General features: G+C 44.9%; 12 protein-coding genes and 1 riboswitch. Of the genes, 4 read left to right on the top strand and 8 right to left on the bottom strand.

Annotated features, from left to right (window positions below):
* Positions 1-11 precede the first annotated feature (11 nt).
* Positions 12-1,535 (top strand): DHA2 family efflux MFS transporter permease subunit, encoded by a 1,524-nt coding sequence (locus MHH63_RS22085; protein WP_076124605.1) that lies wholly within the window; start codon positions 12-14, stop codon positions 1,533-1,535.
* 46 nt (positions 1,536-1,581) lie between these two features.
* Here the strand turns inward: MHH63_RS22085 and MHH63_RS22080 are convergent, their stop codons facing one another.
* Positions 1,582-2,628, bottom strand: coding sequence for a YncE family protein (locus MHH63_RS22080; RefSeq protein ID WP_076278911.1), 1,047 nt, complete (start codon positions 2,626-2,628; stop codon positions 1,582-1,584).
* 185 nt (positions 2,629-2,813) lie between these two features.
* Between MHH63_RS22080 and MHH63_RS22075 the strand changes: the two genes are divergently transcribed.
* Positions 2,814-3,695 (top strand): nucleotidyltransferase domain-containing protein, encoded by an 882-nt coding sequence (locus MHH63_RS22075; RefSeq protein ID WP_341172113.1) that lies wholly within the window; start codon positions 2,814-2,816, stop codon positions 3,693-3,695.
* A 213-nt stretch (positions 3,696-3,908) separates the two neighbouring features.
* Positions 3,909-4,658 (top strand): WecB/TagA/CpsF family glycosyltransferase, encoded by a 750-nt coding sequence (locus tag MHH63_RS22070; RefSeq protein WP_076192743.1) that lies wholly within the window; start codon positions 3,909-3,911, stop codon positions 4,656-4,658.
* Between the two features lie 524 nt (positions 4,659-5,182).
* Here the strand turns inward: MHH63_RS22070 and MHH63_RS22065 are convergent.
* The 7 genes from MHH63_RS22065 to MHH63_RS22035 all read right to left on the bottom strand — a co-directional run bounded on the left by MHH63_RS22065 (position 5,183) and on the right by MHH63_RS22035 (position 12,026).
* Positions 5,183-5,605 carry a hypothetical protein gene (locus tag MHH63_RS22065; RefSeq protein ID WP_340394867.1) on the bottom strand — a complete coding sequence of 141 codons (423 nt, stop codon included), beginning with the start codon at positions 5,603-5,605 and terminating at the stop codon, positions 5,183-5,185.
* Positions 5,606-5,803: 198 nt separating this feature from the next.
* Positions 5,804-6,637, bottom strand: coding sequence for an ABC transporter ATP-binding protein (locus tag MHH63_RS22060; RefSeq protein ID WP_340395648.1), 834 nt, complete (start codon positions 6,635-6,637; stop codon positions 5,804-5,806).
* Positions 6,638-6,671: 34 nt separating this feature from the next.
* Positions 6,672-7,433, bottom strand: a complete 762-nt coding sequence (locus tag MHH63_RS22055; protein ID WP_036682669.1) for an ABC transporter permease — start codon at positions 7,431-7,433, stop codon at positions 6,672-6,674.
* Positions 7,430-7,723, bottom strand: a complete 294-nt coding sequence (locus tag MHH63_RS22050) for a thiamine-binding protein (RefSeq protein WP_036682688.1) — start codon at positions 7,721-7,723, stop codon at positions 7,430-7,432. Before MHH63_RS22050 ends, MHH63_RS22055 begins: the two co-directional genes overlap by 4 nt.
* A gap of 78 nt (positions 7,724-7,801) precedes the next feature.
* The gene (locus tag MHH63_RS22045) at positions 7,802-8,851 is read right to left on the bottom strand and encodes an ABC transporter substrate-binding protein (RefSeq protein ID WP_076278907.1); all 1,050 of its coding nucleotides are present in this window, start codon (positions 8,849-8,851) and stop codon (positions 7,802-7,804) included.
* A 161-nt stretch (positions 8,852-9,012) separates the two neighbouring features.
* Positions 9,013-9,123, bottom strand: a riboswitch (TPP riboswitch).
* Positions 9,124-9,281: 158 nt separating this feature from the next.
* Entirely contained in the window at positions 9,282-10,733 is a 1,452-nt protein-coding gene (locus tag MHH63_RS22040; RefSeq protein ID WP_076185225.1) for a hypothetical protein, read from the bottom strand.
* Positions 10,734-10,805: 72 nt separating this feature from the next.
* Complete coding sequence (locus tag MHH63_RS22035) at positions 10,806-12,026, bottom strand: MFS transporter (protein WP_340394868.1); 1,221 nt, start codon at positions 12,024-12,026, stop codon at positions 10,806-10,808.
* Between the two features lie 160 nt (positions 12,027-12,186).
* Between MHH63_RS22035 and MHH63_RS22030 the strand changes: the two genes are divergently transcribed.
* Positions 12,187-12,606, top strand: a complete 420-nt coding sequence (locus MHH63_RS22030; protein ID WP_036682665.1) for a pyridoxamine 5'-phosphate oxidase family protein — start codon at positions 12,187-12,189, stop codon at positions 12,604-12,606.
* Positions 12,607-12,683: the final 77 nt, after the last annotated feature.

Genomic DNA, 12,683 nt, shown 5'->3' with positions numbered 1-12,683 from the left:
AGGATTCCAAAATGAAAACGAAAGAAAGTAAAGCGTCCTATGGGATTTTGGCAATCCTTATGATTGGTGCATTTGTTGCTTTACTGAGTAATACCTTGCTCAATATAGCTTTACCATCGATTATGAAGGATTTTGATGTCAGTGCCTCAACGGTACAGTGGTTATCGACGGGTTATATGTTAGTGAACGGGATCATGATTCCTTCAACGGCCTTTTTAATTCAAAAGTATACAGCCAGACGATTATTCCTAATCGCCATTGGATTATTTGCAATAGGGACCTTCATTGGAGGCTTTGCTCCAAGTTTCCCTGTATTATTGATTGCGAGAATGGTCCAAGCCTCAGGGGCCGCGATTATGATGCCATTATTAATGAATGTATTGTTCACCACATTTCCACCTGAAAAACGTGGCTCGGCCATGGGGATGTTTGGTTTGGTTATGATTTTTGCACCAGCCATTGGTCCTACACTCTCAGGATGGATTATTCAGCATTATGAATGGCCTGTGCTGTTCTTTATGATTGCACCGATCGCCGTATTGGTGTTCATTCTTGCCTTCTTCAAACTGCATGATCCTAAAAAAGATGTGGCTATTAAAATTGATATTCTATCCGTAGTTCTATCAGCGATTGGGTTCGGGGGTCTTCTATACGGCTTCAGTTCCGCTGGGAATAAAGGATGGGATGATCCAATGGTCTACTCCACCCTTATTATCGGGGTTATTGGTTTAGTGATATTCATTATGCGCCAGATGAAGATGAAGGAGCCTATGCTTAACTTCAGAGTGTACAAATATCCGATGTTCGCTTTATCCTCAGCGATTTCGATTACACTGAATATGGCGATGTTCTCAGCCATGATGTTAATGCCGATTTATCTGCAAAATATTAGAGGCATTTCACCTTTGGATTCGGGACTCCTAATGTTGCCTGGTGCGTTGATTATGGGGGTTATGTCTCCAATCACAGGTAAATTGTTCGATAAATTCGGCGGCAAAGTCTTAGCGTTAATCGGTCTGGCTATCGTAGTGATCAGTACGTATTTCTTTAGTGATCTAACTGAGACAACGAAATATTCGACACTTATGATTTTGTATTCTGTGAGAATGTTCGGGATTTCAATGGTTATGATGCCTGTGATGACCAATGGTCTGAACTCCATCCCGGCTAAATATACACCACATGGTACAGCCATGAACAGTACGATTCAGCAAGTCTCCGGGGCGATTGGCGGGGCGCTGCTTGTAACGATTATGTCTAACAGTACCACATCACATGTCAAAGATATGGTAGCTGAAGCTGTGAGTAAATTAACGGCTAAGCCTTCTGCAGAGCAATTGCTTGGCATTCAAAACCAAGTCATCGCAAAAGCAACGATCGAAGGAATTAATGATGCGTTCTTAGTGTCAGTAGGCGTTGCCATTATTGCCTTTATCCTAGCTTTCTTCATAAAAAGAGGGATACAGCCTAAGGATACAGAAACAGTCGAGGAAAAAGTGGCTGTTAAACAAGTTTCATCCGCTAGATCGATGTAATTTGATATGTAGAAAGACGCTCACCTATGGTGGGCGTCTTTTTGTCTTAATTAAAAATAGAACTCTGAGTGAGTCTTGGTCCATCTTGAATGACCGTTATGGAGTCGTTTCCACCTACATAAATTCTATTTGTGAGCGGGTTTAGCACAGTGCTGCCTGATACGGAGGAGAATCTTGCGAGCCGTTTAAACGTGGTGGCGTTATAAACGGACATATGATTCTTATCAAAATTACCAACAAATAAATGATTTGTATTCGGGTTGATAATCGTGTTGGAGGAGGTAGGCAACACCTTTGTGGTTATAATTTTGTTGTTGCGCCCATCTATGACAAACAGCCTGCCCTTACCCTCCACTTGTGCACTTGAGACATAAATACGATTCGTCAGCGGATTTATAACGACCTCACTTTGCAAACGTCCCAGCTGTACATTACGCAACAATTTATTGGTTCGGCCATTGATCACAGAAAGAAACCGGCTCAAGTTATTAGCGACATAAATACGATTGGTAATTTTATTAAGTGCTGGCGCTATCACGGGGTTACTTCCGACTTTTATTGTCGCAATGATCGCCTGTGTAGTTCCGTTAATGACGGTGACGCTATCATTTACTGTATTGGTCACATAGACACGGTTGGTAAGCTCATTGATAACAATTCTGGAGGGGCGTCCACCGATTTCAATCTTTTTACGGACCTGATTTGTTTTCCCGTCTATGACGAATAGGGTTCCGAATGCGCTAGTTACATAAATCAGATTGGTTCGAACATTTACTCCGATATTGTCTGGGAATCGGCCTACTTTGACAGTTTTGATTACCTGGTTTGTCCGCCCGTTTATGACAGATACGTTTTCGTCACGGAAGTTAGGTACATAAATCCGGTTGGTTTGGGGGTTGATTCCGAGCTGAGACGGCAGTCTTCCTACAGGGATCCGAGCGATAATGCGATTAGTTCTGCCCTCCAATACCCCGATAGTTCCAGCCTCGGTGTCTGGGTTTACAAAGTATACTCGATTCGTGACGACATTTACTTTTATATCTCCGATCGGTCCGGCAGAGCGGACTGTAGCAATCACTTTTGGCTGCGCCATGCTTTTACCCCTTTCCAAGTAAATAGATACTTCATTATATTTAGGCTTAGGCAAAAGGGTACTTCATTTATCCTTGCAAGATATATATTAGGAGTGTAGAATGGTACTCCATTATCCAAATATTAGGTTAGGTGTAAGCGTTTTATTTTTTGAGAAATTGAGATTGATTGGAGGTTGGGGTTGAAATGGTGAAATCAGTGTTGTCGGATATTTTATTAACACCTGATAAGATGCAGGTTCATAGCGAATTATTAGAGGAAATTGGGCAGTATATCACACAAGAAATTCTAAATCATCCGTTAATGAAAGAGGAGAGTCAGCGGGTAAGTATTCTCCTTGATGGATCGACCGCACTTGGTGTGGTGAATGAGCAGTCGGATGTGGATGTAATCATTATTTGTCAGGACGAGTATTATAGCAGCATTAATCATCGGTTCGAGCAAGCGGGGCTGATCCCGGAGCAAAGTAGTTTTTTTATGGATTTACGACTTCCCAGCGGCAAGACCGGACATTACACACTGCATAAAATATCAGAAATCAAAGCGGCGTTAATGAGCGGAAATATGGAATGGCTGTGGAATGCTTCTATTTCTTATATCTACTATGACCGATTGGATGTAAAGTCACTTTTTGATGCCTATGTGCCCCTCCAACCTGGAGTCCTAATGAGATTTCGTAAGAATTCATACATACAGTTACGAAGTTATGCCAAAAGCTTAGATAATCCTGTAGTGCGTGGCGACGCCTTTCCTATTTTATTTTTAGCGGTTTCTCTTTATAAAGAAGCATTACGCTGTGCCATTACTATTGAAGGTTACCCCTACCCCTATGACAAATGGCTGGTACCTGTAGCCAAACAAACGACTGTCGGCCGAAAGATTATGGAGTGTGCGGGCGATTTTTGGAGTTTTATTAGAGATGATGAATCCTTTGCCCCTATGTACCAAGAGGATAATAACTTTGTCAAAATGGAAAAACGATTCCGGAAGATACTTGTAGAGGAATTCCGCATGCGGGGGATCGATGAACCTTGGTTAGTAGAGTGGTGGAAGTTTATGGAGGAGTGAGTGGAGCTATAGGGTGTTTGGGTGAGTAGAGTAGCTGTGGTGGCGGGGGTGCTGGGGATGGCTGTAGTGGGCTGAAATGGTTGAAGCGGTGGAATGGCTGAAGTGTTTGGGTAGCGTAGTAGCTGGGGTGATTAAGTAATTTAAATGACTCCCCTTCCTCCTCTTGATTATGGTAAGGTATATTGAAGTGGAATTTTAGTGAGAGGTGATTATATGGACGGGACAGTTTCAATATTAGGAGTTCCCTTTTCAAAACTAACACTACATGAGACAACACTTCATCTAACAAAACATATTCAATCTGGGGAATCGAAACTTTTCCATTTGATCACGGCTAACCCGGAAATTACGATAACAAGTCAATCGGACGAGCTGCTACGAACCATACTTCAAGAAGCGGATTTAATCACTCCTGACGGGATTGGCATTGTGATGGCATCAAAAAGAAAAGGCGATCCTATTGCTGAGAGGGTAACTGGATATGAGCTGCTTCTTGAGCTTTTGGAGCAAGGAAATAGCTTGGGATGGAGTTTTTATTTCTTGGGAACAGATGAGCTTACCAGCTGTAAAGCGGTCGAAAAGATCACGGAGTTATATCCGAATGTGAAGATTGCAGGAAGACATAATGGTTTTCTTACCAAGGAAGAGGAGCCTGCCATTGTAGCAGAAATACAGCGCGCACAGCCAGATTTCCTGATCGTTGCGATGGGTGCGCCATACTCTGACAAATGGGTATATAAGCACAAACAGGAGCTTACGCAGGTAAAAGTTGTTTTTGGCGTGGGGGGCAGCTTAGATGTAATAGCGGGAAAAGTTACTCCTGCACCAGCGCTATGGAAAAAACTCAATCTGGAGTGGTTGCATCGACTTTTGTTCGCTCCCGTTGCGAAGGGACAAAAGTCGCGATGGCGCAGACAGGCAGTACTGCCCAAATTCGTGTTCCGAGCTATGATTAGGAAATGAAGAAAAGGCCTCGTTTATGGGGGCCTTTTTTTGGTTCGGTTGGTGGGAGAGGAGGAGGGGGCAGATGTGAGAGTAGGAAGTAAGGAGTAGGGGGAAGAGTAAGAGAGATTAGTGGGAGTAAGGTGAGGAGTATGAGCAAGAGTGAGTAGTGAGATTGAGGTAAGGACTAGGAGTAGGAGTAGGAGTAGGAGTAGGAGTAGGAGTAGGAGTAGGAGTAGGAGTAGGAGTAGGAGTAGAGTAAGAGTAAGAGTAAGAGTAAGAGTAAGAGTAAGTAGTGGGATTGAGGTAAGGAATGGGAGCAAAAGTGAGTAGTGGGAGTATGTGTAAGAGTGGTGAGTAGGATGTAAGTGCGACTATAGCTGTGACCTTTAAACAAATTAATAATAATAAACAACACCGATTCTGGTTGATGCCATAGTCTCGTATTTAATTCAAACTAAAAGCTAAAGAGGAACAATAAGGGCAAAAATGCCCCTGAGTCACTTGAATTCCGCCCGAAGTGGGAAATAGAAGGCAAAAATGCCCTAGATCGGGTGCAATTCAGCCCGACGAATCAAATCAACGGTATAAATCCCGCAGAATGAGCCGAGTCCGGCCCGACGAAGTAAATCAACGGTATAAATCCCGCAGAATGAGCCGAATCCGGCCCGACGAAGCAAATCAACGGTATAAATCCCGCAGAATGAGCCGAGTCCGGCCCGACGAAGCAAATCAACGGTATAAATCCCGTAGACTGAGCCAAATCCGGCCCGAAGAATCAAATCAACGGTATAAATCCCGCAGAATGAGCCGAGTCCGGCCCGAAGCAGCAAATCAACGGTATAAATCCCGTAGACTGAGCCGAATCCGGCCCAAAGCAGCAAATCACCGGTATAAATCCCGTAGACTGAGCCGAATCCGGCCCAAAGCAGCAAATCACCGGTATAAATCCCGTAGAATGTCCCCAACCCGCCCGGTTACTATCCATTACCAACAGGGAGTCGGTTTTCGCCACACATTTAATGTGATCCCTACTATGATGAGTGAAATTTGTTTAATTGAGCAGATACATCCGCGTCAATTATAAATAGGGCAGGAGTTTATCGCTGCAAAATAAAAAAACTGACACCGCTATACCAGCGATATCAGTTTACAGAGCTTAGCGATTAAGCTAGCGGCTGCCTATTTTTAGCTTGTTCCTCTCGCATCCACTGTGACAACTGGCGTTTGAGCTTAAGGAACTCGGGAGAGTCCGTAATCTCATCACGGCGTGGCCGCGGAAACGGCACATCGACTGTATGCAGAATGGAGCCGGGGCGGCCGGAAAATACATAGATACGATTAGAGAGCAGCAACGCTTCTTCGATGTTGTGAGTAATGAACAGCACAGAGCGGCGATTCTCTTCCCACAGCTCAAGCAGCCAGCGCTGCATTTCACTGCGAGTTAGTGCATCCAGTGCGCTGAAAGGTTCATCCAGCAACATTAGCTCCTGAGGAGCGAGCAATGCTCTGAGAAAAGCTGCACGCTGCTGCATCCCGCCAGACAGCATATGCGGATAAGCATGTTCGAACCCGCTTAACCCAACCTTGGCAAGCCACTGGCGCGCTTCCTCGCGGGCTCCATCCCGCAGTGCGCCCTTGATCTCCCCAGCAAGCAGCACATTATCCTCAATCGTACGCCAAGGAAAAAGAGCAGGCTGCTGCGGCATATAACTAATTTCACCGCGTTGACCTGTAACGACCTTACCGTTCATGCGGATCGTGCCTGCATCGGGTTTCACAAGGCCGCCAATCATATGGAATAAGGTGCTTTTTCCGCAGCCGGAAGGACCAACGATCGAAACGAACTCTTGTTGCTCTACCTTGAGAGAGACATTATTCAGAACTTTCGTCTCACGGCGACGATGGGAAAAAGATTTGGAGATGCCGCTCACTTCAAGGGCGGGTGCCACGGTATGAGCTTCAGGAGAGCTTATGACTTCTGTTGTTCTGTGTTGCATTTGCGTCGCTTGAGACATACAGGCATCTTCCTTTCTATGAGTTACGGCGCGGCTTCCAGCGAACCAGCCATTTTTCCAGCAATGCAATAATAGCAAAGAGTACAAGACTTAAAAGTACAATAATAACAATAGCGACAAACATCCGATCCGTACGATATGCGGATTTCTGCAGGAGCATATAATAACCAATACCTTTATCCGCGCCAATCCATTCAGCGACCACGGCGCCCATAACCGCATAAGTAGCAGATATTTTTACGCCGGAAAATAGTGCCGGGATAGAAGAGGGCAGCTCCAGCTTGGTGAAGATTTGCCACTTGCTTGCGCCAGCCATTTTCATATAATTCATCATGACCTGATCACTTTGGGCCAGACCGCCCATCGCAGCGACAGCTACCGGGAAGAAACATACTAGTGTAATCAGCACGATTTTGGGCAAAAGACCAAAGCCGAACCAGATAATGAGCAGGGGTCCGAGCGCGATGGAGGGAACATTTTGACTCAGAATAATAAGTGGATAAAAAGCCCGTCTAGCCCAAGGCAAAAGATGCAAAAGCAAAGCAACGATCAGGCCTACCCCCGTACCAATGGGAAAACCAATTAAAGTGAGCCGCAGCGTAGCCATCGTATGAGCCCAAAGACCAGAAGCGTTACTGGTGGATTCACGGGCAATATCAGCTGGACTCGGCAGAATCCAGGATTCAATATGAAATACAGATACAGATAGCTGCCATACGGTTAAAAAGAAGACGACCGCCACAAGGGGCGGCCATATTAGCTTCCAGGTCGATCTCACGGCCGATATTTCTCCGTCAGTTTATCCATGCTGATTCCGTTAGGATTATGAGCGATTTTGATCTGCGAAATTACGCTTGGACTGCCTGCTTCGATCAACGCCTCCTGCATCTGACGCACAACCTCCAGCAGCTCGCTAAGCTCACCTTCCATTGTGGTTTCCAGCGGATTCACTTGATGTTTAACACCGGATTTCTGAATGACCTCAATCGCTTTATCTACGTATGGGATGGAATCCTCGTTGTTCGGAGTTTTTGGAATTACTTGAATGCTTAGTAGGGTGTTAGCCACAATAATCAATCCTCTCATTTTATAAGGTAAGTTCAAAAAGCCAACTTTGATAACGAAGTAATTCATTACAATTGTTGTTTACTCCGCCGGTAAAAAATCATTACTGAATGCACTAGCAGCATCCAGCGGTTTATCCAGCAACTTCAGATCATACATCCAGTCGCCGTAATTTTGCCAGACCTCGGTTTTTTGCTCGCCCCAGCGGGCAGCATCGTCCTTGTATTTTGGGCTAAGCCATTTTTGGCTAGCTAGGACAAGGTCGGCGTCCAGGTCAGGAACGGCCTTCGATAACATACCGGCAGCCTCTTCCGGATGATCTATGGCATATTGATAACCTTTTGATGTGGCTTTCATGAAGGCCTTCACCAGATCAGGATGATCTGCAATTTGCTTCTCACTCGTCGTCAGCACAGGCGTGTAATAATCGAGCTGCGGCGCATAATCCTTTAAGTACAGCATATCCAATGGCTCGCCACGCAACTCAGCCTCAACACCAGTCCAAGCGTAGAAAATCCAGGCGAAATCAATGTCACGTTTGACGGCGGTAAAATAATCAGCTTCACCGATACTGATCAGCTTCACCTTTTTCACATCGCCACCTTCAGGATCCATGATAGCTTTCATGGCTGCTTCTTCGGCCGGTGAGCCCCAGCCTCCGTAGGTTTTACCTTCAAAATCCTTTGGTGATTTAATATTGCGATCTACTGGAGCAGCGAATCCCGACGTATTATGCTGAATAATAGCTGCTATCGAGACAAGGGGCACGCCTTGTAGACGGGCTAGCGTTAATCCTTCTTGGGCGCTGATGCCAAATGCGGCTTCGCCAGAAGTAACCATAGTATCAGAACCCGCTGCGCCTGGCTGAACGATCTCGACGTCCAGACCTTCTTCAGCGTAGTAACCAAGATCCTTAGCTACGTATAGACCGGTATGATTTGTGTTCGGTGTCCAGTCGAGTGCGACTTTAACTTTGGTGAGCTCTTTTGGAGCATCCGTCCCAGCCGAAGCAGTTGGATCAGTAGCATTTGCTTTGTTTCCGGCTGTATTCCCATTGTTGCTGCCGCATCCGGCAATGGCAAGAATGAGTACACAGGTGAGGCACAACGTAAGTGCTTTTTTAAGGTGCATGTCTTCTTCTCTCCTTTAAGGTTACAAGAATCCCGTCTTCACAACATGAACCGTAAGTTGTAGTATGTACGTTTTTCTACATCTTTTAGTGATCTTACAAAAAAAGCGCCCCGAGTGATCGGGACGCTGGCTTGGCGCAAGGTTAGTTAAGGTCACAGGGACCAGAACCAATTGGCGATTCCTACGCTGGCATTATCCAGATCAGGTATAAGGGTCAGTATCTTGTGGGATACAATCTCAGCCGGCCAATTCCAGCACCCCTGGTTCTATGAAGTTAACGGGTATTTCTATGTGCAATATAAGTAAGCATAAGTTTTGTACCCATACTTTATATCTTATATTTCTCGCATACGGTGTATTATAGACGGCTGTACTCGGAATGTCTAGTAGTGCACTCCTGAATTTTTCCAATCCAGTAGTTTCTTTTTTGCTAGTCTAGATCTTTATATTTCTTGCGGTGACGCCGTTTAAGCTCACTAACCAGCGCCCCTAGCGTGAGGACAACGCTGATCAGAATCCCGCTCATGATCACGAACAGGGCAAGAAATTCAAAGGGAGAATAACCAATCATTTTACTCCATTGAATCTTTCCATCCAGATCGTCAATGACCTGATTCATGCCGTAAATCCCGCTTACTACCGTAAATACAGTGAGAATCATCAGCAGATTATCCCGTCGCTTGGACTGAAACTTATCCTGATACTGAAACAGGTCATTTAAGGTTTCTTTCACTTCCTCGAACAAAGCATCGTTTCCGTATACTTTACGCAGCTGAAGAAATATCTCCCTGCCCTGCGACTGGGAAATCAACTCCAAGAAGTAGAACTTTGCCGAGAACTTATTGATGGAGTAGATTAGATTGTCTATTTCCTCATAATCATGATTAATCCGAAGTCGGGAGTGCATATTGGCGAGCTTTAGCAGAACGATTTTGTGGAAAATATTGAGTAAAAATCCGTAATAATATTGCCCGTACATCTGGTTGGCTAGACTAACAGCAATCTCTTGTTCAGCGCGGGTCATGCAGCAAAAGGTCTGCTCATTCATCATATAATACGTGTCTGGACCCCAGCGATTATAGGAGTGTTCATGACAATAGTTCGCAATATACGCTGGATCGCTGGCACTGGCATAGGGCTTTCCGTTCAGATTAATTCCATCAAGCTGTGAGGCACGATAGCGCAGATTTACACTAATCTCATCAGAGCTTTCTTCATTCTGAAAGCCATAAAAAGCTTGCACCTGCATTCTTTCATCTACGAAAAAAGGAAGGGTCTCGAAATAAGCCCCATTGATATCCGATTGATCCAGATATGGCTCCAGTCCATCCACCAAATTTCGGAAGACAAAATCCTCTACCATCTCATAGGTCTGTTCCCCGCAATGAATATAAGTGTAATCATCCTGTATGAAGGTATTCTCTAGCGCACGGAAACGATCCGCGAATTCTAGGGCAATACTAAAGGGAATTGAATCCCCCTCCAGCTGGACACGTATCGTCACGAATCCAAGCTGAAAAGGACATATGAATATATCCGTCGAGAGAATTTTGAAAAATATAGATTGCTGCGGAATCTCCAGAATGCAGTCGAGATTATTTACTCTGGAAAAACGGCGAAACGAGTCGGCATCCTTCCTGCGTGGAAAAAGGACATGTGCAGCAAACGGTAAATAGGTGCGCTCCATACGTTCATGGGAAACACAGTAGCCATCTCCGTAATAGGCAGCTTCAAGCTCTTTATTATCCAGAAAAAAACGTGTGAAGCCGTCGTCCTGTAATTGCTGGATAAGCTGCTTAGAATCGCCCTTTTTTATAGAAAAGGGAAATATAAACTGCATGAGCGCAGTATGTAACAAAGGCTCAGTTGAAGACTCATTCATTCATCGTCCATCCTTGTGCTCAGAATATGCTTATAGATCACATTACCCTAAAAGGATAACGTTGATACTGTTCTAAATACGGGAACTCTTTCCTTTCAACGCTTGCATGGACTGGAACCTCCATGCGGCAATGCTTAGCAGAAACAAGAAGGCGGCAAAAGCGGCCAGTAATCCGGCTGTTTGTGCCACTTCTAAATGGTCCATAGACCAGCCCATAAACAGAGGTAGCAAAGCACCGCCAACACCTCCGGAAGCAATCATAATGCTGGGTGTTGACTCTTCGGTGCCAGGCAGCATTTTGCTGGAGTAGACTAAAGCAATGGAGAAAATACCGGACATAAACAGCCCCAGCAGCAGAATTACAATGAAAGCAGCCATTCGATTGTCAGTGAACGGAAAGAGTGCCAGCAGTAACAAGGTTAGTAAACAGCTGCTGAGAATGTACACGCGATAAGATATTTTTTCGGCAATTACACCCGCAAACAATCTTCCTGTAGACATCGCCAGCCAAAAGAAAGTGACTGTCAGTGCTGCGGCAGACTCCGTCATCCCTAGCTTGGCAATAAAGATAGCCGGCATAAAGTTGACTAAACTCATCTCTGTGCCTACATAAAGAAAAAAGAAAACGATGAAGATCCCTAACAGAATCCATTGCTTACCTTTATACGGAAATTTTTTGTTAGAACGTGAGCTTGAGGATTGCGAATTGTCTGCTCCTTGGACAGAGGCGCGTTCATCCAGCATTCGTTGTAGATTACCGAAATGCCCTCTTGTCCAGAGGATAAGAGAAATTAAGGAGAAGGCAGCGACGATTAGAAAGGCCAATCTCCACGCTCCGGCAGCAATGAGCGGACTGGCGATAAGCGGCATCACGAGTGCGCCTATCCCGAATAGCACTTCAAGCCGGCTCATTGCAATAGCAGTTCCTTCGGTTACAGCACCAATAATAATGGTGCCGATAACCGCTTCGATCATCCCGAAACCAAAACCTGCGGCAACAGCGATAACATACATCCAGCCCCAAGGCGGTAGAAAGGCGTAGGCAATTTCTGCAACTAGTAGAAGACTGGTGGCAATGAGGATGCCTCCACGTTTTCCGAAGCGGCGATTAAGCAGGGGAGAGACCAACACACCTGCTAAAAAACCAGCGAATTGACTAAAGATTAATTCACCGCCAGCACTATAATTTTGATCATAATGTTGCAGTAGAACGGGCAGAATAGATCCCAGCACAACATGTGCCAGACCGATAACGAAGTAGGAAAGACAGCCGATCCAAATCAGTTTTTTCACGAAGTAAGCTCCTTATCTTGAAGTAGTTTATGAGGTAAGGTCGGATTCAATGTGAACCTGAAGGGTACATTATAATAAGCACCATTGTTATGATAAATCCAAACGGTGAGCTTGGATATATAAACTTTTGTTTACATGCTTGAAGGGAGAGATTTACGTAATGGATAACAAACAACTGGAGCAACTCATTATTAAAGCATTGGATGACAACAAGTTCGGTTCCTTTGGTACGATCGAAGAAGGAAATAAGCCGAAAGTACGTTATATGGCCATTTTCCATGAGGGTTTGAAGATTTATTTGGCTACAAATCGCAAAACTCATAAAGTGGAGGAGTTATCCGATAATCCGAATGCTTTTGTACTGCTTGGCTATGAGGCAGGCGGAAGCAAAGATGTGCTGGAGATTGAAGCAACTGCTACCGTCTCTAAGGATGAAGGCTTGCGCTCCAAAGTATGGAATAAAGAGCTGGAGCCATGGTTTACAGGACCTGATGATCCTAATTATGTAATTCTGGAGCTTACTCCAACACGTATTGAGTATGTAGGCAGCAATAAAGAGCATGGAGTATGGCAGCCGTAAGCTATAGCGTTGAATTGATCAAACAGCCCTCCTATCCCATATGGGGTAGGAGGGCTGTTTGATGTGTTATAATGACT

The sequence above is a fragment of the Paenibacillus sp. FSL H3-0310 genome, assembly GCF_038002785.1.
In the GTDB taxonomy this organism is placed as follows: Bacteria; Bacillota; Bacilli; order Paenibacillales; family Paenibacillaceae; genus Paenibacillus_AQ; species Paenibacillus_AQ odorifer.
This window is presented reverse-complemented; position numbering and strand designations above follow the sequence as displayed.